This window comes from Flavivirga rizhaonensis (genome assembly GCF_004791695.1).
GTDB classification, from domain to species: domain Bacteria; phylum Bacteroidota; class Bacteroidia; order Flavobacteriales; family Flavobacteriaceae; genus Flavivirga; species Flavivirga rizhaonensis.
Genome location: NZ_SRSO01000010.1, coordinates 120,294 through 142,892, shown reverse-complemented (window position 1 = coordinate 142,892; position 22,599 = coordinate 120,294). Strand labels below are relative to the sequence as shown.

Here is a 22,599-nt window from a genome sequence, read left to right as displayed (position 1 = left end):
CCTAAATTACATCAATTTATGCAAAACAATGAAAGGGAACAGGGCAATTATTAGAATTGCCAAAAAGTTAATGAACAGGGTGAGATTCGTATGGAAGCACCAACAAAAATATTCTTGTAACTTATAAGCCTTTAATGGATGGGAGATCTGTTCACGTGAGTTGCAGCATTCAATCTTTGAAACGTCTGTTTTAATCGAGTTTACAGCCCCCTTCCTACTTATCCATAATACAAAATTGCAGCTAACAGCTAAAGATTAGTCTGTTGATAGAAGTCTGGGATGTAGGTTATTAAAGAAATAGGGCAAAAAAAAATCGGAACTCAGATTTGTTCCGTAGGCTTTTATTGCAATAAAATAACATAATAATGCCTTTTTATTTGGTTTTTAACATAGAAACTGACGTTAATATAATACTATTTGTCTATTGAAATTTGTGTCGAGCTCATGTTAATTAATCTGTCTATAGACTGATCCCAAATTTATATAGGTCTAGGATTCGTGTTCATGTTTAGTCCATATCCAATATTATGTAACCATAGTGTGATAGATTAGTATAAATTTGTGTAATTCGTGTCTTTTTTAAGAGAAGCCCAAGTGGTAATTCTAAAAATAAGCTTTTAATTGAATAGAACCTGTATGTATGGTTTTGCTGGTTTCTGTTTTTCTTCCAAAATAACTTAAATTAAGGTCGAGAAAAGCAGTTAGTTTTTTTTGAGCCAGTAGAGTCCATGTAAAGTTTTTACCAGGCTGTAACCCTTCTAACATTTGATAAGCAACAGGTGTGTTGGGATTACCATTAAAGATATTTGAAAAATAATTAAACTCACCATTTATAGCACTTTTTTGACTGTTGGCTAAAGTAAAAGACGCACCATATTTTTGTTGCTCTAAAGACTCTAGGTTGCCTATCGTATTATCTTTGCTTGCATACTGATAAAATATATCAAAACTGGAATTGTCATTAAATAAATAAGACAATTTTGGATTAAAGAGCTGCTCTTCAAAATTATAATTTTTACTTGCAAAGTTTTCGCTAATACTTTCATTCGTGTTAAAAGATGAAAGTATATTTATTAGCCAACTTTCGGCAATTTTATGATTGAAATTGAGTTGATGACTTTTTAACCCGTTTTCAATGAACCCAACAGATAGAATATTTCGGGTTGTATTATCAAGATAAGTATAAGACGTTGTGTAATGTTGTTTACCTCTATTAAAAAATAAAACATTTCTAAAATTTAATTGTAACCCTAACTGACCTGCTTCGTCATTTTCAAAAGGGTTGAGATTAAAGCTATTACCCTCTCGTCTTATCTTTCTATCAATTAAATAACTGATTTGATTATAAAAATGAGACCAGAATTTTTTTGATTTACTTTTGCTGACAGCCCATTGAGAAGGGTTAATTGTGAGTGTTTGACTTAGCCTGTTTTGATGTGTTTTTATAAAAACTCGATTAGGTAAAAGGACTCTTATGTATTTCCCTTGATCTTGAAATTGGGCAATTTCGAATTCTTCAAGTTCCTGAATGCTATTTTCATTATAATCAATCCAGGTATATGTACCTTGACCTGCTTCAACTTCAACATAAGTAAAATCTTGTTGGGGCAATGTTCCAGAATTAGTTTCAAAAATGGTATTCCATTGCACCATTTGTTTAAAAAGCTTTTGATTAAATTGTAATCTGGAATTTATAGAGCGTTCATCTTCAACCTCACTATCTTCATTTTTTAAAGTTCTATAATTAGCATATAAAGATAGGTTCGTATTTTCATTTTTGACTAACCGCGAATCTAAATAGAATGTATTGGAGGTATTTACTTTTTGTAATTTGTTATTTCTTATACTATCATTTACTCGGTTTTTATACCCTATTTCGGCAAAAACTTTGGTGCTATCACCAACTCCAACAAATACTTCGTAGGATTTAAATTTCTGACTTAAAGGTGTTAATACCTCAGTTGAAATATCTTTTTGTTCATTATCTTCAATAACTAATATACTTCCTAACCAGCTTTTTTGCATGCCATAAGTAATACGATTATAAGATCTTAAAAATGCTGAGGTATTACTATTAGAATTGGCATTTAAAAAACTAGAATAAGATGAGATGCTAAACTTATTTAGACGCAAATTTAGATTGGCAACATGCCTATTCCCATTAAAGTTTTCAGAGTAACCTAAATGCTCAAATTGATAGTTTATAGCCCCTTTATTGGGATGAAAAACCCGAAAACCAGAGTTTAACAAAACTTGATCGCCTAAGTTTATTACGGTTTGATTTCCAGAGGGTAATTCTAAATTCCAATCACGATTAAATTCGGCATTGTATAAACGTTCTATCGTTTTAAAATCCTCTTGAATATAATCGGTATTAGCAAAAGCACTTAAACTCCAAAGGCTATCATTTTTAATGAGTTTCTGTTCAATATTTAATTTACCAGCAAAACCATCGTTATCATCATCATTTAAACCTGAAAATAAGTTTAAATCATTTTTACTACCGGAAGCTTCAAAAATAATATTGGTTTTTTCTGATGGTTTATAATGTCCATTTATCACAGCAATTTGAAGCTTAGTAGGAGCAACTAATTGAACAATGGGCGCATAATTCCCTTGAGAAACTCCCACAAACTCATAAATATTATTAATAGCCGTTGTATTGCTTAAAATATAGTCACCCTGGTTGTCACCAACTAATGTAAAAGTAACACGATATAATTCATCATCAGGACTATTCGAAAAAACAAAAGCTTCTACACCACCAATGAGCTCTTTCTTGTATAAAATTCTATTTTCGTTTAAAGTTTCTTGAATTTCAGAGGGCGCTACCATCAAACTTCTATCATCTCCAGCATTAGATAATACCTGAACCTGTTCTTCGGATAAGTTTTGTTGAAGCGATTGGTTTTTTGCATCGTTTTCAGAATATACCGAAACACCAATTTTTAGTTTGTCACTTTCAAATCGTCCACCCCCATACGCTACAAAGCGTGAATAATTACGTTCGCTAAATTGATAATCGACAGTAATTCTCATTTCAGAAGTAATGGGGTACGTAGCGTTGAATATAATTTCACCTGCATTATAATCTATAATATAATCTTGGTCTTCACCACGTTTTACGGCAATACCATTTACATAAACCGTTTCACTACCCGATACAATTAACACAAATAATTCACCATTTTGTCCTTGTAATTTGTAAGGGCCTTGATTACCTTCCTGTGCTGTAAACTGGCTTCTTGTAAATTGCCCACGTACAATAGCTCCAGAAGCAAATAAATTGGTTTGAGAATCTTCATCACCTAATCTAGCCTTAACAGATAAACCTTGAACACGTTTGGAAAAACTTGCAAAATAAGAATCTGTATTCAACAAATCTATATCACCAGCCCTAACATTCCAACGGTCGCTAAACAATTCAATAAAAACTTGGTCGAATTCATCTAAGCGCTGTGAATAACCACTTTCTTGTAACGGAATATTAGCATCCTGTATAGATGCTCTAAGAGAAACCTTATCATTAAGTTTCCCTGTTATTTGAAGGTCTAATTCGCTATTTAAAACCGAATTTTGGTTATTTCCAATAGTAACGCCTCTTGAAATACTTCCAGAAGTGGTTAAACCATCAAAAGGAGTGAAATTCTTCGAATCGTTTGGTTTTGACAGTTTATATAATTTTTTGAGATTTTCATTGTTTTCAACAATAATACCTTCATCTAGTTGCTGATAGGTCTTAGTTAAAAAATCAGGAAACCTTAAATAGTTGATAATGATTGAATCGGTTTCAATAGGCTTTTTAAAAGTGAGAAGAGCTTTGGCAAAATCGACTGAATAGAAAGTTGAGTCAATAATTGTATTATCTTTTTTTCTTATTGAAAATGAGCTAGAATTTATACTTACACTATCAATACGAATAGAATTTTTTACAGCAACTTTTATCGTTTTATAGTTTGAAACAGGCTCTTGAGTAAATCCACAAAAACCAATTAAAAATATAAGAATTGATGCAATAAACTTCATTATATACTTAAACTGCAAATAGTTTAAAATATTTTGTTAATATAATTCGTTAAACCTGTTGTAATAACTAATATAATACCTTCAAGGAAACTTGAAAATATATTATAAACTTGTCTTTCACGATAAATAGGGAATTTGAATAAAAATAAATTTTTATTTGATAGCGTAAAAGTAACGTATTATTTATTTTAGCTAGATGAAATGAGCATAATTAACGATTTTGATGCTTGTCAGAATATTTCACTATGTGAATTACAGCAAATAATTACAACAAGAACCATAAACTAATGAAAATTATATCATATAATGTAAACGGCATTCGGGCGGCAATAAACAAAGGCTTTGTAGATTGGCTAAAAAGTGCTAATCCAGATGTTATTTGCTTACAAGAAATAAAGGCATTAAAAGAGCAGTTAGATTTAGATATTTTTGTGGAAGCAGGTTATAAATATAATTATTGGTTTAGTGCCCAAAAAAAAGGGTATAGCGGAGTTGCAATTTTAAGTAAGACAGAACCAAATCATATAGAATACGGTACAGGCATTGAATCTATGGATTTTGAAGGTAGAAATATACGTGCCGATTTTGATGGTGTATCTGTTATGAGTTTGTATTTGCCGTCGGGAACCAATGATGCACGCTTAAATCATAAGTTAGAATACATGGCCATGTTTCAAGATTATATAAACAATCTTAAAAAAGAGTTGCCTAATCTTGTTGTTTGTGGCGATTATAATATTTGTCATGAAGAGATTGATATCCATAACCCTAAAATGAAAGGTGTGTCTGGATTTTTACCTGTAGAACGTGAGTGGATAGGACGTTTTATTGATAGCGGGTTTATAGACTCGTTTAGATATTTAAATGCAGAAACCCAGCAATACAGTTGGTGGAGTTACCGAGCAAATGCCCGTGCGAATAACAAAGGTTGGCGATTGGATTATGCCATGGTTGCAGAACCATTACAAGAAAAAATAGAAAGAGCCGTTATACTCTCTGAAGCTGTACATAGTGATCATTGTCCAATTTTAGTAGAAATAGATAATTAAAATACATTTTATAAATAAGTAAATAACAAATGAACCCAAACGGAATGATTAAAAAAATCTTATTAACAGTATTAACTTTAGCGTTTTTAATGTCTTGTGTATCGCCAAAAATATATAAAGAACTAGAAGACAAATATGGTGATTTAAAAGAGGAAAACAGAAAACTTTCTAATGAAAACGATGCACTTTTAAGTGCCAAAAATGCAGCGGAAAATGAACTTAAACAACTTCAAAAAGCTTATGATGAAGCTGTTCAACAACGCGATAAATTACAAGCAGATTATAACGCCGCGAAATCTAATTACGACAACTTAAAAAATTCTTACGATGCTTTAGAAAAAAATAGTTCTAGCGCCATAGCGAGAAATTCTAAAAAGAATAGAGAACTATTAGCTAAATTAGAAGCAAAAGAACAAGCCTTAGCTGACGAAAATGCACGTTTAGCAAGACTTAAAAAGGAGTTAGAAGATAGATCTAATCGAGTGGCAGAATTAGAGAGCGTTATTGCTTCAAAAGATGCAGCAATGACACAATTAAAGAATGCTATTTCAAGAGCTTTAACAGATTTTGAAGGTAAAGGATTAACTGTAGAACAACGCGACGGAAAAGTATATGTGTCTATGGAGAATAAACTATTATTTAGTTCAGGAAGTTGGGCTGTAGGTAGTGAAGGACGACGAGCGGTACAACAATTAGGAAGTGTACTGGGTGATAATCCAGACATAGCGGTTTTAATAGAAGGCCATACAGATAATGTACCTTACAAGGGTAATGCACAGTTAAGTGGTAATTGGGATTTATCAACCAAACGAGCTACGGCTATTGTAAATATTCTAAGAGAAAATGCAGCTATAAATCCTGAGAATTTAACAGCAGCCGGACGTGGTGAATACGCTCCTATAGCAAGTAACGAAACTGCAGCAGGTAAAGCTAAAAACAGACGTATTGAAGTGATTTTAACACCAAAATTAGACGAACTATCTAAATTATTAAACGAAAATTGAAAATTAATCTCTCTGGCATTCCTGCCAAGGCAGGAACTCATAAATTATTAATGTCATTATAATTTTAAAACCATAAGTGTTCAGAAGAAAGAGGAGAGCCAAATATTAAATAAATTAATAAACATCCAATTTTTACTAAAATATAAATGGGACTGTTCCTCCCTTTGTTTTAAAAAGGGAGGACAATTTCGATTTTATCGAAATTAGGAAGATTAAAAAATATAAATTTCAGAAGAGTTCTCAACTTCCAAACACTCATGCTTTGAAACCTTGAAAGGTTTTTTATCTTTACACCTCCTCTAAATTATTGATAATATTTAAGGTTGAGGTTTAACTAATTTCTGTCACATTCCTGTCTTTACTTCGATAAGCTCAGTATGACACGCGAGAATGACAAATAAACTATTTATGAAATACACAACACTACCAAATACGAATATAAAAGTTAGTAAAATATGTTTGGGTTCCATGACATGGGGCAATCAAAACACTGAAGCCGAAGGGCATGCTCAACTAGATTATGCTTTAGAACAAGGTGTTAATTTTATAGATACTGCCGAGCTATATCCAGTACCTGCAACAGCAGAAATGAGTGGGCGTACTAGCAAAATTATTGGTTCATGGTTAAAAAAAACAGGTAACAGAGATCAAGTAGTCTTAGCCTCAAAAATTGCAGGACCAGGAGATTATACAGCACATATTCGTAAAACAGGGTTTAGTCCAAATGCAATAAAAGAAGCTATAGATTTAGAATTAAAAAGACTGCAAACCGATTATATAGATTTATACCAATTACATTGGCCAGAACGCAATACGAATAGATTTGGCATTAGGGATTATAAACATGATACTAAATGGGAAGATAATTTTAATGTAATTCTTCATAGTTTGGATAATGCGATAAAAGAAGGGAAAATAAGACATATTGGTGTTTCTAATGAAAACCCTTGGGGCACCATGCGGTATTTAGAAGAATCTAAAAAGTTCGATCTGCCTAGAATGATAACTATTCAAAATGCATATTCTTTACTTACGAGAACATTTGAAACCGATTTAGCTGAGGTTTCTATACGAGAAAACATTGGTTTGCTAGCCTATTCACCAATGGCATTTGGAGTGTTGTCTGGGAAATATATAAAAGGCAATGCTTCTAATAATTCAAGATTAAACTTATTCCCAAGATTTGCAAGGTATAGTGGTGAACAAGCAGCAGAAGCTGCAAAGCACTATTTAAAAATTGCAGAAAACAATGGTTTAACTTTAGCGCAAATGTCTTTGGCTTTTGTAAACCAACAACCTTTTGTAACTAGTACGATTATTGGAGCAACTAATTTAGAGCAGCTAAAAGAGAATATAGATAGTATTTATATTACTTTAAATGACGATATTTTGGATCAGATTAATGTGGTACATAACGAGATTCCCAATCCAGCTCCTTAAAAGAATTTTGTCATTTTACATCTAACGAGTAATCTATTATTGTTTGATTTTCAATAGGTTACAAACAACTTCATTTTACGGTTTTGCCACAACGGTATTTTTGTTTTTTCGACGAAATATACAATTTTTCGTATGCTAAAAAGTAGATTTTTAATACAAACTTGTAAGTTTAACTAGATAGTAATTTTATTAATTTTTAAACTTAATTAAAATGAAAAACAAATTTAGTATTGTCAAGTTATTTTTGGTGTTTGTAATACCATTATTTTTATTTCATAATTGTTCTGAAAATATGGAAGAAGGTGAAATCAATCGACCTGAAGATTCAATTAACGTAACTCCAGAACAGGCTTATCCAAATTTTATTGGAGAAATAGTTACTATTAATTATCGCGGTGTAGATATTAAGGTTATGAAGAAAGGGAATAAATATATTTTCCAAGGAGATATAATAATAGCTCAAGAAGATTTAGATAAAGATCGTGACAAATCTTTTAATAAGTCTGCTGTTGAAAGTGGAAGTGCTTACAGATGGCCATGTAATATAGTATATTATACAATTAATAATAACCTTCCCGCTCAGAATAGGGTTACAGATGCAATTGCACATTGGGAAGCAAATACTTCACTTACATTTATTCAACGTACTACCCAAAGCGACTATATTGAATTCATTTCAGCCGCTGCAGGTAGTTGTTTTTCAGATTGGATAGGGAAAAAAGGAGGTAGACAAGAAATCGGCTTAGGTTCTGGGTGTTTAACGGGAAATACAATTCACGAAATAGGACATGCCATAGGGTTTTTCCATGAACAAACAAGACAAGATAGAGATAACCATGTTCAAATTCATTACGATAATATCATTTCAGGAGCTACTGCTAATTTTGATAGATATACAACAAGAACTAGTACTGGTGAAGATATTGGTAGTTTTGATTTTGGATCAATCATGATGTATGGGTCTGATTTTTTTTCAAGCAATGGACAGCCAACAATTACAAGGCTTGATGGATCAACTTTTAATGTGCAACGTAATGGTTTATCAGCTGGTGATATAGTTGGAGCAAATTATTTATACCCTAAACAAACCATTTCAGGCTCTCAATTAATTTGTGGTAATTCTACAAAAACATATACATTAACAAATGGAGGTAGCTCAGTTACATGGCAAGTACCATCATATTTGCAAATTTTATCTCAATCTAATACAAGTATTACTGTACGACCTACAAGTAGTACTATTAGTGGAAGTGGTTATGTAAGAGCAATTACCTCTTGTAACACAGTACAAAAAAACATTTGGGTGGGTACACAGTATATAGAAGATATTCAATTTAGTAATGGGATTGGCGAAGAATGGTATTTTTGTAGTAGTCATACTAATAATCAGTATGATTTATATCCAAAGATACAAGGGAATACCTATCAAGTACGTTTGCTAAGTTTTCCTAGTTTAAATGTTTTATATACATCATCAACTACTACGAGTAGTTTTGGAACACTCAATTATACACCGTCTCCTGGTTGGTATGTTTTTGAGGCTAGAATGACAAATTCCTGTGGAACTTCTCAATGGCTTGGATATGAAGTCGAGTTTGTTGATTGTAACCAAGGAGGAGGGCAAGGAGAAGGAGGAGAATTTTAATTTCTATATTTCTAAAATTTAGAACATAGATTTTTCTTAAAAACAAAAACCCCTTGCTAAATGAATAGCAAGGGGTTTTTTAAATTATTTAATTTGATTACCATCTTTATCAAAAAAGTGGTATTCTAGATATGTGTAAGCATCTCTTGGTAAAATCTTGACCCATTTTTTGTGTTCAAAAAACCATTTTGAACGTATCGATGGAAAACCTTTTGTTAGAAAGGCTGCTATAAAAGGATGTGTGTTTAAAGTCAACTTTTTATAGTCTTTTTTTAATAGTTGTTCAAGATCGTGTGTTACTTTTTGCACCAATCCTATAGGTGCTTCAATCTCAGAACCATTTAAACCGTTAGGATTGTCCTCTCGGGTTTTAATATTCATTTCTGGGCGAACGCGTTGTCTTGTTATTTGTATCAATCCGAATTTACTAGGAGGCAATATTTTATGTTTAGCTCGGTCATCCTTCATTTCATCACGAAGGTGATTAAATAATTTTTGCCTGTTTTCAGCATTAGTCATGTCGATAAAATCTACTACAATAATGCCGCCCATATCACGTAAACGTAATTGACGAGCCATTTCTGTAGCTGCTATTAGATTAACTTCTAATGCTGTATCCTCTTGGTTATTGGCTTTGTTAGATCTGTTACCGCTGTTTACATCTATAACATGCAGTGCTTCGGTGTGTTCTACCACCAGATAAGCACCTTTAGCCATAGAAACGGTTTTGCCAAAGGAAGTTTTTATTTGTCTTTCAATTCCAAATTTTTCGAAAATTGGAACTTTAGACTGATACAATTTAACTATTGATTCTTTTTTTGGTGCAATTTCTTGCACATAATCTTTAATTTGAATGTAAAGCTCTTCATCATCAACATGAATACTTGTAAAGGTGTCATTAAATATGTCTCGTAAAATAGACGAGGCTTTATTCATTTCTCCTAATACTTTACTTGGATGATGTGCTTTGTGTAGCTTCTTACACATTGCCGTCCAACGACTAAGCAAATTTTGTAAGTCTTTATCTAGTTCTGCTACTTTTCTGCCTTGTGCTACGGTACGTACAATAATACCGAAACCTGGTGGAGTTATACTCTTTACCAATCGTTTTAATCGGTCTTTTTCTTCTCTGTCTTCTATTTTTTGAGAAATAGAAATACGACTGGAAAAAGGAACTAAAACAATATACCTGCCAGCAATAGAAAGCTCAGAGCTTATTCTAGGGCCTTTTGTAGATATAGGTTCTTTAACTATTTGTACTAATAGCGATTGATTAGATTTTAAGACGTCGGCAATTTTGCCGTCTTTCTCAATATCTTTTTCAAATGGAAAGTCTTTTAAAGAAAAATCTTTTAGTTTACCTGTGCTTACACGTTTTGTGAATTTTAAAAGGGAAGGTAGTTTTGGTCCTAAATCATGATAATGCAAAAATGCATCTTTCTCATAACCTACATTAACAAATGCAGCATTTAAACCAGGAACGGCTTTTCTTATTTTGGCTATAAACACATCACCAACAGAAAAGTCATTACTATCTTCATCCTTCTGTAATTCAATAAGTTTTCCATCTTTTAATAAGGCAAAATCAACATTTTCGGAACTAGATCGAATAATCAATTCTTTATCCATTTAGTTAATTTTTATCCATACAATTAAGTACAGATGGATTATACATTATTTCTATCTAACAATAAAAAAACAATATTTATTGTTAGATATTGTACCTTAATTAGTCTTAGAGATTCAAAACTAATTTTTTATTAAGGTACTTCACAGGATTTTTGAATCCGTGGAGTTCATAAAACGCTAAAAACGTTCAGAATTATAATGAACTCATTGTCAAAGAACTTGTTATTTTTAAAACCAAAAGAAGTAGTTGATCTAACTACTTCTTTGATTTATTTTTTCTTTTTGTGACGGTTGGCACGTCTACGCTTCTTACGCTTATGCGTTGCAACCTTATGTCTTTTACGTTTTTTACCACTTGGCATAAATAGTGTCTTTTAAATTAATAATTATTTAGTTTAATATTTTATTTAACGTCTACATTTGTTTTAACACCCTCAACAAAAACTTTTGCAGGTTTAAATGCAGGAATATTATGAGCCGGTATTTTTATAGTTGTGTTCTTGGAGATATTTCTACCAGTTTTTTCCGCTCTTGTCTTAATAATGAAGCTTCCAAAACCTCTTAAGTATACATTATCACCACTTTCTAAAGAAGTTTTTACTTCTTCCATAAATGTTTCAACAGTTGCTTGAACATCTCCTTTTTCAATTCCTAGTTTTTCAGAAATTTTTGCTACTAAATCAGCCTTCGTCATTTTAATATTTTATTTTTTAAGTTACTATCAATTTCGAGGGATGCAAATATAGGAATTTAATATTCAATATTTCAAACCTAATTCATTAAAATTTAAGATTATAAACGTTTATTTTTGCGAGCATTATATATTGGATAAATGATATTTTCAAAAATTTTAATTCGCTGGTACTCAAATAATAAGAGAGAACTTCCTTGGAGGCAAACAAAAGAACCTTATTACATATGGTTATCAGAAATTATCTTACAACAAACACAAGTTAAACAGGGACTTCCATATTATATATCATTTATTGATACATTTCCTTCGGTTTTTGATCTTGCTAGGGCAGATGAAGAAGACGTACTTAAATTATGGCAAGGACTAGGGTATTACTCTCGGGCTAGGAATTTACACGCTACAGCCAAATACATTGCAGACCAATTAAATGGCGAGTTTCCTAATAATTATAAGGATTTATTAAAACTAAAAGGTGTGGGAGATTATACGGCAAGCGCCATAGCATCTATCTGTTTTGATGAAGTTACTGCAGTTGTTGATGGTAATGTATATAGAGTCTTATCAAGATATTTTGGAATTGACACACCTATCAATTCTTCAAAAGGAGCAAAGGAGTTTAAAGAACTGGCTCAAGAATTAATTGATAAAAAAAATCCAGCAGAGTTTAATCAAGCCATTATGGAGTTTGGTGCTACACAGTGCAAGCCTCAAAATCCAGATTGTAATATTTGTCCTTGTAATAAAGGATGTATAGCCTTCAATAAAAACACCATAAATAGTTTGCCTGTTAAAATAAAATCCGCGAAAGCGAAAAAAAAGTATTTCAATTTTTTAGTGCTTATTTCTGAAGATGGAAAGACCATTTTGGAAAAGCGAGAAGGTAAGGGCATTTGGCAAAACTTATATCAATTTCCTCTCATTGAGACTAATAAGAATATTGATGATAAAACTTTAAAAACTCTTATAAAGGCACATGATGTAATTAAAGGCATGCCGTTTGAATTATCATTATATAATAAAGATGTTGTAGTACATAAATTATCCCATCAGCATTTGCACACTAAGTTTTGGGTTGTAAATGTAAATAAGCTTTTAGTGGAAGGCATTCCAACAAATCAAATACATAATTATGCAGTGCCAATTCTAATAGGGAATTTTATTGAAGCTTTTAATTTTTAAAAAACCCTTAAACTTAACGGATCAAGTCAATTGAAATATCACTCTAGTGAAATTGTAGCGTTTATGGATAATGATTTTTTTAGTAATTCCTTATTTTTGATTAGTTTAGATACAACAATCATATTTTTTTATTAATTTTAAAAAAATGCAGCGCAATATTGTAATTTTGCGTTCTAAAGTAAACAATAATTATGTCTGGAACATTAAACAAAGTCATGCTAATAGGGCATTTAGGAGATGAAGTAAAAATGCATTATTTTGAAGGTGGTGGTTGTGTTGGTCGGTTTCCTTTAGCTACAAACGAAACATATACCAATAAACAAACCAACGAGCGGGTTACAAATACAGAATGGCATAATATTGTTGTTAGAAACAAAGGAGCTGAGATTTGCGAAAAATATTTGAGTAAAGGCGATAAGGTTTATATAGAAGGTAGGTTGAAAACGAGAAAATGGCAGGATGATAGCGGCAATGAGAGATACTCTACCGAAATACAGTGTAACGATTTTACATTTCTTTCAACCAAAAAGGAGAGTGAGAATAATGCAGCCGCTGCAAATAAACCAATGGCTCAAAAACCTGTTGAAAATGAGCCGTCAACTAGCAAACCTGTAGGGGAAGAAAATGACGATCTTCCATTTTAATTTAAGTTAAACCAAAAAGATAGTATTTGGATCCTGATCCCTCGAGTTTTAAACCCTTATTCATTACAATTGATTTTTCAGTTGTCACTGGTTTTGTATTACTGTTTTTACTTTTAGTTTGTTCTGCGCTTATCTCTGGAGCAGAAGTAGCTTTATTTTCCCTTAATAGAAAAGATATTGATGACGGTTTAGAAGAGAACTCTAAACGCATTGAAATTATATCAAAATTATTAAAACGTCCTAAAAAAATATTGGCAACCATACTAGTAGCCAATAACTTCATAAATATTGGTATTGTTATTTTGTTTGCCTTCTTGGGTGATTTTATGTTTAGTAATATTACAAGTCCACTAATTAAATTTACAGTAGAGGTTATTGTAATTACATTCTTAATTTTATTATTTGGCGAAATTTTACCTAAAATATATGCGAGTAGAAATAACTTAAAGTTTGCTTCTTTTATGGCGTATCCGTTACGAATTTTAGATGCTATTTTATCGCCAATAAGTTTGCCAATGCGAGGGGTAACCTTGGCGATTCATAATAAACTAGGAAAACAAAAATCTAATTTAAGTGTAGATCAACTTTCGCAAGCTTTAGAATTAACAAGTGAAGAAGATACAACTAAAGAAGAACACAAGATTTTACAAGGTATTGTATCCTTTGGTAATACAGATACAAAACAAGTTATGCGTCCTCGAATTGATATTTTTGCATTGAATATAGAGCAAAAGTATGCTGAGATAATTCCCGAAATAATTTCAAATGGTTATTCCAGAATCCCTGTTTATGAGGATAACGTAGACACTATAAAAGGGATTCTTTATGTTAAGGATTTATTGCCCTATATAGACAGAAAACAGTTTGATTGGGTAAGTTTAATACGAGCACCTTTCTTTGTGCCAGAAAATAAGAAATTAGATGATTTAATGGCTGAATTCCAGGAGAAAAAAGTCCATCTGGCAGTTGTGGTAGATGAATATGGAGGCACATCGGGTTTGATTTCTTTAGAAGATATTATTGAAGAAATTGTAGGAGATATAAGTGATGAGTTTGATGATGAAGACTTGATGTATTCTAAGCTGGACGATAATAATTTTGTTTTTGAAGGAAAGACTGCTTTAAAAGATTTCTATAAAATTATTAAGGTTGAAGATGACACTATTTTTGAAGATAATAAAGGCGAAGCAGAAACCATAGCTGGTTTTGTATTAGAAATCTCTGGGAGTTTTCCGAAATTAAACAGCAAAATAAATTTTAAAAATTACGTTTTCACAATAGAAGCTTTAGATAGGAAACGGATTAAACTTGTGAAATTTACAATTACTTAATTTTTTATCAAAGGATTACTACTGCAAACTGAACACGATATGATTTTAAAGCCAACTTTCAATTTTTTATTAAAAACATCTTTAATATTGGGGTTTTTTATGCTAGTGTCTTGTGGTGGAGATTATGTGCCAAAACCAAAGGGATATTTAAGATTAGACTATCCCAGAGCAAAGTACGTCGAGGCTAAAGTAGATGTGCCTTTTTCGTTTGAAACAAATATACTGGCAACCAAGATTAATTCAGTAAGTGTTGAAGCTGCCACAAAAAGCTATGGATTAAATTTGGAATACCCAACCTTAAAAGGAACCATTTTTTTAACCTATAAGGCTATTGAAAATGATGAAAAAAACTTAGCAAGCTTTTTAAGGGATGCCAGAAAATTTACAGAAAAACATATGGCGAAAGCAGATGAAATTCCTGAGTATCCATATATTAATGAAGAAAAGAAAGTCTATGGAAGTTTTGTTGAAGTTAAAGGAAATGTAGCATCGCCAGCTCAGTTTTATGTAACCGATAGCGTTAATCACTTTTTAACAGGTTCCTTGTATTTTTATGCAAGACCTAATTACGATTCTATTTTGCCTGCGGCTAATTACTTGCAAAAAGATATTAGGCATCTTATGGAAACTATTGAGTGGAAATGAAAAGAATAAGAGTGTAACTTAGAAACTTAGAATCAGTTGTTTTTAACTCAGTTTTTTGCAGCCAGTAGTGCTTATGTTTTAGAAATTATTTTTGGTCTCATAATATATTTTTCTGTTTAGAGGAGTCATAGTTGAATAAAAATCCGATTTAGATTTTTAGTTGCTCTGATTTCATATATAATGTTAGCTAATGACCTTTCAATAGTATAATTCCATTTCGTATTCTCTCATTAGTTTTAGTGTAGTTCCAACAACCTCACTAATTTTTTTCATTCCGATTAACTCAGATTCTTGTGTAATTGACATTTCTTTTTTTTAAGATTACGGGGTTTTGTAGAAGAAACATAGGGCAGATATGCAACAAGCACTTTGTTTCGAATTGGTACTAAGCAACTATAATATTTTGCTTTGATTTTTTTATTGAAAACACCGAATTCTATATTTTCTAGCCTAAAAATAAGCCTAAATTTTTGGAATTAGCGCTTAAGTCTCCCTATGTTCTTTAAACCTTGTGAGGAGTGTTTTTCTACTTTTTTGATTACTTATTTTTTTGAAATAAACTTATTTCGGATTACGTCTCCAAGAGTTGTTGGTGTATGCGCTTCGAATGTTCGAGGTGTCGCATAGGCACCGTTGGGATCTCCCAGAGCCATATAGAGTTCGACCAATTCTTTTTGAACAGTATCATTAGCGCCAAATTGGGCAAATTGATTTTTTATTTCATCATAGCTCACCTGCTTATATACAATCTCTTGCTGTAACTCTGCTGAGAAAATATCTGCCGCTTCCTTAAGAGTAATATTGCTCGGCCCCATAATATTTCTGGTCCATTGCCCTGCCCAACGCGCGTCCATAAGGTATTCTGCTGCCATATCTCCGATATCGTCTGCACTTACAAAAGGAATGTCATGATCCGTGGCATACGGGAATGAAAAATAACCATTTTTAAGGATGTCATTCTTTTGTAACAAGAAGTTTTCCATAAAATATCCAGGTCTTAAGAAAACCACATTCGATGCTACTTCTTTGAAAGCTTTTTCCATGTTCCCTACGTAAGTTACCGTACCCAGGTTATCGGAAGCTCCAGCACCTAGAGAAGAAAGGACCACCACACGAGGAATCTTGTTTTCTTTAATGGCAGCTACCCCAGCAGCGATAACATCATCATACCACTCTTTCAGGCTTGATACTCCAAGTGCTGGTGGCACAAGCCAGAAAAGTGCATCTGCTCCTTTTGTATGTGTAACTACTTGTTCTACATCACTCATATCCACTTCGTATGAAGATGAATTTGGGATGTTCAAATTTTCTAAAGCGTGTAGCCTGTTTCCTAACAATGCAACTGAATGATTTGCTGCTGATACTTTTTTTGCTATACGGCTGCCTACATTACCTGCTGCAGCCCCGATTACTATTTTCATAATTTTATTGTTTTGATTTATCATTAAACATTTTATTAACTTCTTTATGGTCTCCCATAGCTGATACCGCCATAGGGTTCCAGTACTCTTTATAGTGAATGATCTTTCCTTTTTTGAGCGTTATGCGGGCGACATAGTCTTGTTTGTATAGTTGATTTGTCGATGGGATAATTACCTCTCCATGAAATTCTGCCCATACGATATGGTTTTCTGCCATATAACTTTTCACTTGTGAGAATGCTATATCGGGCATATTCGCAAGAGCACCTTTTAAATAATTGCCATACTGTGTTTTATTCAAAGAAGAAGGTGTACCCAATGAATAGGCATATGGATATTCAATAATGGCTTCTTCATCAAAAAGCTCGAGTACGCTTTCAGCACCCAGATTGAAGGCTTCCAATAGGTTCTGTACTATCTTTTCTCGTTTTTTTTCATTTATTGAAATGGCCTCACTATTTGTTTCGGTATGCTTTTTTTGAGCTTGACCCGAATACATATTTGCCAGAAATACAGCAATTAAGATTGCCAGTATTGAGTTGAATGTTTTTGTTTTCATCTTATTATTTATTAAATTTCTAATTATTTTACAAATTTATGTAGTATACTTACATCGCGCAAGAGAGCACTGAATAGTGCATAGCTTACTTTTGGGTAGTAAATAAATAAACAATAGTAATGGAAGCAGAAAAAAAAATCAAAAAAATTTCATACTTAGAATCTTTGAACGCTAGAACCGTTTTTGATGAGAACTGTATTATACAGGTATCCTTTGCTTTGATAGCGGATAAATGGACTCTATTAATCTTAACTACTTTGATGCAGGGGACAAAACGAAATAGCGATTTACAGAGACAGGTCATTGGCATTTCCCCTAAAATGTTGTCGCAGACACTAAAAACACTACTTAGATATGGAATGATTTCACGAAAGGTATATCCCGAGGTGCCTCCACGTGTAGAATATACGTTAACAGAGTTTGGAAAGAGTCTTGTTGAGCCATTGTCTAGTTTTTACGATTGGTCAGTGGATTGGGAGGATAGACTTCGTACCATTTACAAAAAAACCAAAGGAAAAAAATGAGTTGTCTAATTACAACGGTTTGTATAGTAGTAATTTTTTAAACACTTGCCTTTTCAAATACTATTAAACAACATTGCAAAACGGGGCTAAATGTTCTTGGAATTATTTATGCAGATCAAGCTTACAACATAGGAGTTGATGCTTTATCAAAAAAAGAATTCGACGCATTTTTTAAATTATTTCCACATATCTATTTTAATAATCGGGGGTTAATTCCTGTGAATATGACTATAAAGAATATAAAATTATGCATTGCAGCAAACGACATAATATATATGGAACGTGAGTAAAAGTAGTTATTGTCATTGCTAGGTGTTTCTTGTCATCCTCGAAGAGGCATTAAGATTTCTTGTGAGTTTGGAGCGGCGCCAAAAAAGTATCATTCTTAACTCTGTCACAAATAAAATTTAGGATGTAAGCAATTCCCTTTTTAATATAGAACTTTAATAAGCTCTCATTATAATGTTTTATACCACGGAAAATTTTATCTCTTCAATTATTGGTAAGCAAATACGCGATTTGCTTAAAAGAAACAATAATATCTCTAACTAACAATTTTTCTTGCAAAAGGGAATCTTACATCTGTAATTTAAAAATAACGCCGAGAACTCTTCTAACCTGGCATGTCCAATCTGCTACCTATTAAAAAAGCTCCTCTGTAATAGAGAAGCTTTGTATTTAATATGGGTTTTTTAAAGAAGCTTACACCCCTTTTTAGAACAACATGCTTTATTTAGTTGAGAAACCTTCAACCGTTTTCATGTCGCTAACTTTGTAAATATCTGCAACCTTAGTAACCGTTTCTTCAAGAGAAGTAGGTGTTACTTTAGCGTCGTTATATTCTACCATGGCTAATTTTCTGTCAAAATCTACAGTTGCAGATTTTACACCTTCCATTTTAGCAATGTTTTTCTCAATGGTTTTTGCGCATCCAATAGCACAAGTCATACCATCAATAGTAAATTCTGCTTTTGCGTAAGTAGCATTAGGGTCTAATTCTTTAGTAGCAGTCTCAGTCGCAACTTCTATAGTTTTAACTTCTGGCTTAGTTTCATTTTTGCAGCTTATGGTAATTAATAGTACCATTGCAATTGCTATAATATTTTTTAATATGTTCATTATTTATAAGTATTAAGTTGTTTACAAAACTACTAAATAAAGCTGTTTATTGCATTAAAAAGTAGAATTTTGTGATTTCTAAAACCGCTCTAAATGAACAACATTAAATCAAAATGGGTTTATCTTTTTGTACTTTCAGTAATATGGGGAAGCTCATTTATTTTAATTAAAAAATCGCTTTTAGGGCTAACACCATACCAATTAGGCGCTTTGCGAATCATTATTACAGGGCTTTTTCTTTTTGCAATGGGTTTTAAAACTATTAAAACCATTAAAATATCTGATTGGAAATGGATTATAATCTCTGGTCTTTTAGGGTCTTTAATACCAGCTTTTTTCTTTGCTATAGCAGAAACCGAAATTGATAGTGCAGTAGTTTCTATATTAAATTCATTAGTACCTCTAAATACTATTTTACTGGGCTTCGCTGTTTTTAAGATAGCATCTACAAAGCGACAAATATTAGGGGTTATAATAGGATTTATAGGAACAGCAATATTAATTTTTAAAGGCGCACATTTAAACCCTAATCAAAATTATTTATATGCAATTTTCGTGATTTTATCAACCCTTATGTATGCAGCTAACGTTAATATTATTAAGAAATATTTACAACATGTTAAACCATTAACAATAGCAACTGGTAATTTTGTAGCTATTATAATTCCAGCAATAATTATTTTATTGTTTACAGATTTCTTCTCGGCGCAAACATTTGAAAACCCAGAATTTAAAATGGCAATGGTTTACATTACGATTCTGTCGTTTTTTGGCACAGCTATGGCAAAAATATTATTTAATAAGCTCGTACATATGTCAACGCCTGTATTTGCCTCTTCAGTAACCTTTGTGATGCCAATTGTGGCTTTAATGTGGGGTTTTTTAGATGGAGAAGTATTTAGCCTGCTTCAGGGAGTCGCTAGTGTTATTATCTTATTAGGAGTGTATTTATCGCACAAAAAACAGTCAAAACAAGGTTAATTCACTTAAAAACATATTGTTTTAATTAAAAAAGTAGCTTCAAAATTATTTTTATACATAAATTTTTACGAAATTTAAGTACATGTAAACCAGCAAGAAGATGAAAAAAATATCACTCTCCATTCGATTTGGGTTTTTTACAAGTGCTTTACTAATCTCTTATTTTTTAATTTTAGCATTATTTAATAAACACATTAATCCTGCATTTAGTTTTTTTAATGCGGTTATTACTGCTTTCGGAATATGTGAAGTCGTACGTTTAAAAAAACTTGAAAACCCAGAAACTTTTACTTACGATGAAGGTTTTAAAACAGGCGTTGTTACAGGTTTTATAGCAACATTAATATTTACTGTTTTTTTCTTGTTTTATGCTACAGAAATTAATGCTGCCTTTTTACCAGAATTACTCCAAACAATTAAAGGTGATTTTAATGTAGATATTGGTATGGTGACTTTTATAGTCGCTGTTATGGGGTTAGCAACTACAGTGGTAGCTACACTTACCGTTATGCAGTTTTTTAAAAGAACCAAAAATATTCCTCAAAACCACCTTTAAATTAATAAACAGTTAATGCCTTAAGACATAAGAAGCCGCTGCTGGCAATTCTTTAATGAATTCATTAAATTTTTTTGTTTTTTCTTTGAGTTTTTCTTTGAGTTTTTTCATAAATAATAGCATTTTTATTAGGTGTTAAACGATTTATAACCAAAAAACCCTCCTTTGTTTTAAGGATTTTATTTTTTAATGCTAATAGATAATTTCTCGGTTTTTTTAATCGAAGGGCCAGAAATAAAAAACGTTCAAAATAGATAAAACGTTTGCGGTTTAATTAATTAGCAGTATATTTGCACTCATTTTTTGAACAAATTAATTAATAAAAACGTTACGCTATGTACGCAATTGTAGAGATAGCAGGGCATCAATTTAAAGTTGAAAAAGACCAAAAAGTTTTTGTTAACCGTTTACAAACAGAAGAAGGTAAGAAAGTTTCTTTCGATAACGTACTTCTAGTAGCAGATGGTGACAAAGTAACTGTAGGCGCCCCAGCTATAGACGGAGCTCAAGTAGGAGCCAAAGTCTTAAAGCACCTTAAAGGTGATAAAGTTATAGTTTTTAAGAAGAAAAGACGTAAAGGATACCGTGTTAAAAATGGTCACCGTCAATCTTTAACAGAAATTGTAATAGAAAGCATTGCTGCTTCGGGAGCAAAAAAAGCTGCCAAAGTTGAAAAAGTGGAAGCTAAAAAAGCTGCTCCAGCAAAAGCAACTAAAAAAGCAGAACCAAAAGCTGAAACAGCAGCAACAAAGGCAAAACCGGCTGCTAAAAAAGAAGCTGTTGCACCAAAAGCTAAACCAGCTGCTAAAAAAGTAGAAGCTACTCAAGATTTAAGTAAGCTTACAGTTGCTGAATTAAAAGAGATGGCAAAAGCTAAAGGCGTTGAGGGTATTTCTTCAATGAAGAAAGCCGATTTAATTGCTGCTTTAAGTTAACTTTAAAAACTAAAATCGAAATAAAATGGCACATAAAAAAGGAGTCGGAAGTTCGAAAAACGGTAGAGAATCAGAATCGAAACGCTTAGGTGTAAAGATATTTGGTGGTCAGGCTGCAATAGCAGGAAACATTATCGTTAGACAAAGAGGTAACACACATCACCCAGGTGAAAATGTTTACTCTTCAAAAGATCATACATTACATGCCAGAGTTGATGGTGTTGTAAAATTTACAAAGAAAAAAGATAACAAATCTTATGTTTCTGTTGAGCCTTTTGAAGCTTAAGAAATAAATTTCTTTGAAAATATTTAAAGCCTTTCTGGAAACAGGAAGGTTTTTTATTTTCTCAAAATATCGTTAACTATTTTTAAATGATGTTTGATGTGCATTTCTAGGAAACGCAGCGTTTTAGTTTTATTCAAGATTCCAAATATAAAATGTTTAAAATGGGTATTTTTGTCAAGAAGACACATGCTGTTTATATGTTTCTTTGCTTCACCTAGTTGAGAATGTAAATCGACTGTTGAAATTAAACTCGAAGGCTTTACAATTTTTGGTGCTTTAGCTTTTCCTCTAGGTATGTAGCAGAAAGTAAATAAAATACTTCTTATGATATTAAAGTCTTTTTTGTAATCCTTAGGATTAGATAGCTTTAAAGATGCACAAACTCTATTTATTACTTTTAATGTATGATCCAATTGCCACCCTATACTAACTATAGAAATGATAGGATTGTTTTTGTCTTTAAAAGGAATACTTTCTTCTATTTGAGATAAAAGATTGTTTAAAATAGCTATTTTTTTATTGTGCATTGTTAAATATAATTATAAAAAATAAGAATAAATCCTTAACTTAGGGTGTTGCATTTGCAATTTGTAAATTGTCTTACTTAAAATTATATGCTATGCTACCTTTTAGATCTGAAATTAGAAACTCCCCAAGTCATCAAACAATCAAGATTTTTTTAACAGATAAATCTTTAGATAACAAAATTAAAACACATTTAGAACATTTTAAAGAAATAGAGTCTATTGAAATTAGAGAAAGTATCGGGCAAAATCGAGAAGACGAAAATATTACTGTTTTTTTAAAGGATGATGTAGATATTAATAAAATGAAAACATCTATTGATTCTAGTTTGTGGTGGTATTTTGAGAAAGATGTGGTTGATGAATGATTACTGACTTTAGTAAATAATTAGACTTTCTGTACTTGCA

21 protein-coding genes are annotated in these 22,599 nt (G+C 31.9%); 14 read left to right on the top strand and 7 right to left on the bottom strand.

Features of this window, described 5'->3' with window-relative positions; genetic code table 11:
- Positions 1–603: 603 nt before the first annotated feature.
- Positions 604–4,026, bottom strand: coding sequence for a hypothetical protein (locus EM932_RS09410; protein WP_135876929.1), 3,423 nt, complete (start codon positions 4,024–4,026; stop codon positions 604–606).
- 287 nt (positions 4,027–4,313) lie between these two features.
- Here EM932_RS09410 and EM932_RS09405 point away from each other — a divergent pair, with 287 nt between their 5' ends.
- The 4 genes from EM932_RS09405 (at position 4,314) to EM932_RS09390 (ending at position 9,164) form a co-directional block, all read left to right on the top strand.
- Entirely contained in the window at positions 4,314–5,075 is a 762-nt protein-coding gene (locus EM932_RS09405) for an exodeoxyribonuclease III (RefSeq protein ID WP_135876928.1), read from the top strand.
- A gap of 44 nt (positions 5,076–5,119) precedes the next feature.
- Positions 5,120–6,079, top strand: a complete 960-nt coding sequence (locus tag EM932_RS09400; RefSeq protein WP_135876927.1) for an OmpA/MotB family protein — start codon at positions 5,120–5,122, stop codon at positions 6,077–6,079.
- A gap of 408 nt (positions 6,080–6,487) precedes the next feature.
- On the top strand, positions 6,488–7,519 hold the full coding sequence (locus tag EM932_RS09395) for an aldo/keto reductase (RefSeq protein ID WP_135876926.1): 1,032 nt from the start codon (positions 6,488–6,490) through the stop codon (positions 7,517–7,519).
- Between the two features lie 211 nt (positions 7,520–7,730).
- On the top strand, positions 7,731–9,164 hold the full coding sequence (locus tag EM932_RS09390; protein ID WP_135876925.1) for a M12 family metallopeptidase: 1,434 nt from the start codon (positions 7,731–7,733) through the stop codon (positions 9,162–9,164).
- A gap of 84 nt (positions 9,165–9,248) precedes the next feature.
- Here the strand turns inward: EM932_RS09390 and EM932_RS09385 are convergent, their stop codons facing one another.
- Positions 9,249–10,793, bottom strand: coding sequence for an Rne/Rng family ribonuclease (locus tag EM932_RS09385; protein WP_135876924.1), 1,545 nt, complete (start codon positions 10,791–10,793; stop codon positions 9,249–9,251).
- A gap of 403 nt (positions 10,794–11,196) precedes the next feature.
- Positions 11,197–11,487: an HU family DNA-binding protein gene (locus EM932_RS09380; protein WP_019386001.1), complete on the bottom strand. Its 291-nt coding sequence runs from the start codon at positions 11,485–11,487 to the stop codon at positions 11,197–11,199.
- A gap of 138 nt (positions 11,488–11,625) precedes the next feature.
- Here EM932_RS09380 and mutY point away from each other — a divergent pair, with 138 nt between their 5' ends.
- The 4 genes from mutY to gldD all read left to right on the top strand — a co-directional run bounded on the left by mutY (position 11,626) and on the right by gldD (position 15,286).
- Entirely contained in the window at positions 11,626–12,666 is a 1,041-nt protein-coding gene (gene mutY, locus EM932_RS09375; protein ID WP_135876923.1) for an A/G-specific adenine glycosylase, read from the top strand.
- A 191-nt stretch (positions 12,667–12,857) separates the two neighbouring features.
- Entirely contained in the window at positions 12,858–13,310 is a 453-nt protein-coding gene (locus tag EM932_RS09370) for a single-stranded DNA-binding protein (protein WP_135876922.1), read from the top strand.
- Between the two features lie 26 nt (positions 13,311–13,336).
- On the top strand, positions 13,337–14,641 hold the full coding sequence (locus EM932_RS09365) for a gliding motility-associated protein GldE (protein ID WP_135876921.1): 1,305 nt from the start codon (positions 13,337–13,339) through the stop codon (positions 14,639–14,641).
- Between the two features lie 39 nt (positions 14,642–14,680).
- Complete coding sequence (gene gldD, locus EM932_RS09360; protein ID WP_135876920.1) at positions 14,681–15,286, top strand: gliding motility lipoprotein GldD; 606 nt, start codon at positions 14,681–14,683, stop codon at positions 15,284–15,286.
- Between the two features lie 542 nt (positions 15,287–15,828).
- Here gldD and EM932_RS09350 read toward each other — a convergent pair.
- Both EM932_RS09350 and EM932_RS09345 read right to left on the bottom strand, forming a co-directional pair.
- Positions 15,829–16,707 (bottom strand): NmrA family NAD(P)-binding protein, encoded by an 879-nt coding sequence (locus tag EM932_RS09350; protein ID WP_170179764.1) that lies wholly within the window; start codon positions 16,705–16,707, stop codon positions 15,829–15,831.
- Positions 16,708–16,711: 4 nt separating this feature from the next.
- Entirely contained in the window at positions 16,712–17,266 is a 555-nt protein-coding gene (locus EM932_RS09345; RefSeq protein WP_135876918.1) for a nuclear transport factor 2 family protein, read from the bottom strand.
- Positions 17,267–17,430: 164 nt separating this feature from the next.
- Between EM932_RS09345 and EM932_RS09340 the strand changes: the two genes are divergently transcribed.
- Positions 17,431–17,790 (top strand): winged helix-turn-helix transcriptional regulator, encoded by a 360-nt coding sequence (locus EM932_RS09340; protein WP_246040991.1) that lies wholly within the window; start codon positions 17,431–17,433, stop codon positions 17,788–17,790.
- Positions 17,791–18,519: 729 nt separating this feature from the next.
- On the opposite strand, the gene EM932_RS09335 is transcribed toward EM932_RS09340, so the two are convergent.
- Entirely contained in the window at positions 18,520–18,909 is a 390-nt protein-coding gene (locus EM932_RS09335; protein WP_135876916.1) for a heavy-metal-associated domain-containing protein, read from the bottom strand.
- Positions 18,910–19,002: 93 nt separating this feature from the next.
- On the opposite strand from EM932_RS09335, the gene EM932_RS09330 reads away from it, so the two are divergent.
- The 4 genes from EM932_RS09330 to rpmA all read left to right on the top strand — a co-directional run bounded on the left by EM932_RS09330 (position 19,003) and on the right by rpmA (position 21,667).
- Positions 19,003–19,890, top strand: coding sequence for a DMT family transporter (locus EM932_RS09330; RefSeq protein WP_135876915.1), 888 nt, complete (start codon positions 19,003–19,005; stop codon positions 19,888–19,890).
- 100 nt (positions 19,891–19,990) lie between these two features.
- On the top strand, positions 19,991–20,446 hold the full coding sequence (locus EM932_RS09325; RefSeq protein ID WP_135876914.1) for a DUF4199 domain-containing protein: 456 nt from the start codon (positions 19,991–19,993) through the stop codon (positions 20,444–20,446).
- 335 nt (positions 20,447–20,781) lie between these two features.
- On the top strand, positions 20,782–21,381 hold the full coding sequence (rplU, locus tag EM932_RS09320; RefSeq protein ID WP_135876913.1) for a 50S ribosomal protein L21: 600 nt from the start codon (positions 20,782–20,784) through the stop codon (positions 21,379–21,381).
- Positions 21,382–21,406: 25 nt separating this feature from the next.
- Positions 21,407–21,667 (top strand): 50S ribosomal protein L27, encoded by a 261-nt coding sequence (gene rpmA / locus EM932_RS09315; RefSeq protein ID WP_135876912.1) that lies wholly within the window; start codon positions 21,407–21,409, stop codon positions 21,665–21,667.
- A gap of 53 nt (positions 21,668–21,720) precedes the next feature.
- Here the strand turns inward: rpmA and EM932_RS09310 are convergent, their stop codons facing one another.
- Positions 21,721–22,194 carry a DUF1569 domain-containing protein gene (locus EM932_RS09310; RefSeq protein WP_135876911.1) on the bottom strand — a complete coding sequence of 158 codons (474 nt, stop codon included), beginning with the start codon at positions 22,192–22,194 and terminating at the stop codon, positions 21,721–21,723.
- Between the two features lie 92 nt (positions 22,195–22,286).
- On the opposite strand from EM932_RS09310, the gene EM932_RS09305 reads away from it, so the two are divergent.
- On the top strand, positions 22,287–22,559 hold the full coding sequence (locus EM932_RS09305) for a hypothetical protein (RefSeq protein ID WP_135876910.1): 273 nt from the start codon (positions 22,287–22,289) through the stop codon (positions 22,557–22,559).
- The last annotated feature ends 40 nt before the right edge of the window (positions 22,560–22,599 follow it).

Coding starts and splice junctions, on each gene's coding strand:
- EM932_RS09310 (WP_135876911.1), bottom strand. CDS start 22,194: ATGCACAATAAAAAAATAGCTATTTTAAACAATCTTTTATCTCAAATA.
- EM932_RS09345 (WP_135876918.1), bottom strand. CDS start 17,266: ATGAAAACAAAAACATTCAACTCAATACTGGCAATCTTAATTGCTGTA.
- EM932_RS09385 (WP_135876924.1), bottom strand. CDS start 10,793: ATGGATAAAGAATTGATTATTCGATCTAGTTCCGAAAATGTTGATTTT.
- EM932_RS09400 (WP_135876927.1), top strand. CDS start 5,120: ATGATTAAAAAAATCTTATTAACAGTATTAACTTTAGCGTTTTTAATG.
- gldD (WP_135876920.1), top strand. CDS start 14,681: ATGATTTTAAAGCCAACTTTCAATTTTTTATTAAAAACATCTTTAATA.
- rplU (WP_135876913.1), top strand. CDS start 20,782: ATGTACGCAATTGTAGAGATAGCAGGGCATCAATTTAAAGTTGAAAAA.
- EM932_RS09395 (WP_135876926.1), top strand. CDS start 6,488: ATGAAATACACAACACTACCAAATACGAATATAAAAGTTAGTAAAATA.
- EM932_RS09390 (WP_135876925.1), top strand. CDS start 7,731: ATGAAAAACAAATTTAGTATTGTCAAGTTATTTTTGGTGTTTGTAATA.
- mutY (WP_135876923.1), top strand. CDS start 11,626: ATGATATTTTCAAAAATTTTAATTCGCTGGTACTCAAATAATAAGAGA.
- rpmA (WP_135876912.1), top strand. CDS start 21,407: ATGGCACATAAAAAAGGAGTCGGAAGTTCGAAAAACGGTAGAGAATCA.
- EM932_RS09325 (WP_135876914.1), top strand. CDS start 19,991: ATGAAAAAAATATCACTCTCCATTCGATTTGGGTTTTTTACAAGTGCT.
- EM932_RS09335 (WP_135876916.1), bottom strand. CDS start 18,909: ATGAACATATTAAAAAATATTATAGCAATTGCAATGGTACTATTAATT.
- EM932_RS09380 (WP_019386001.1), bottom strand. CDS start 11,487: ATGACGAAGGCTGATTTAGTAGCAAAAATTTCTGAAAAACTAGGAATT.
- EM932_RS09330 (WP_135876915.1), top strand. CDS start 19,003: ATGAACAACATTAAATCAAAATGGGTTTATCTTTTTGTACTTTCAGTA.
- EM932_RS09370 (WP_135876922.1), top strand. CDS start 12,858: ATGTCTGGAACATTAAACAAAGTCATGCTAATAGGGCATTTAGGAGAT.
- EM932_RS09405 (WP_135876928.1), top strand. CDS start 4,314: ATGAAAATTATATCATATAATGTAAACGGCATTCGGGCGGCAATAAAC.
- EM932_RS09410 (WP_135876929.1), bottom strand. CDS start 4,026: ATGAAGTTTATTGCATCAATTCTTATATTTTTAATTGGTTTTTGTGGA.
- EM932_RS09305 (WP_135876910.1), top strand. CDS start 22,287: ATGCTACCTTTTAGATCTGAAATTAGAAACTCCCCAAGTCATCAAACA.
- EM932_RS09350 (WP_170179764.1), bottom strand. CDS start 16,707: ATGAAAATAGTAATCGGGGCTGCAGCAGGTAATGTAGGCAGCCGTATA.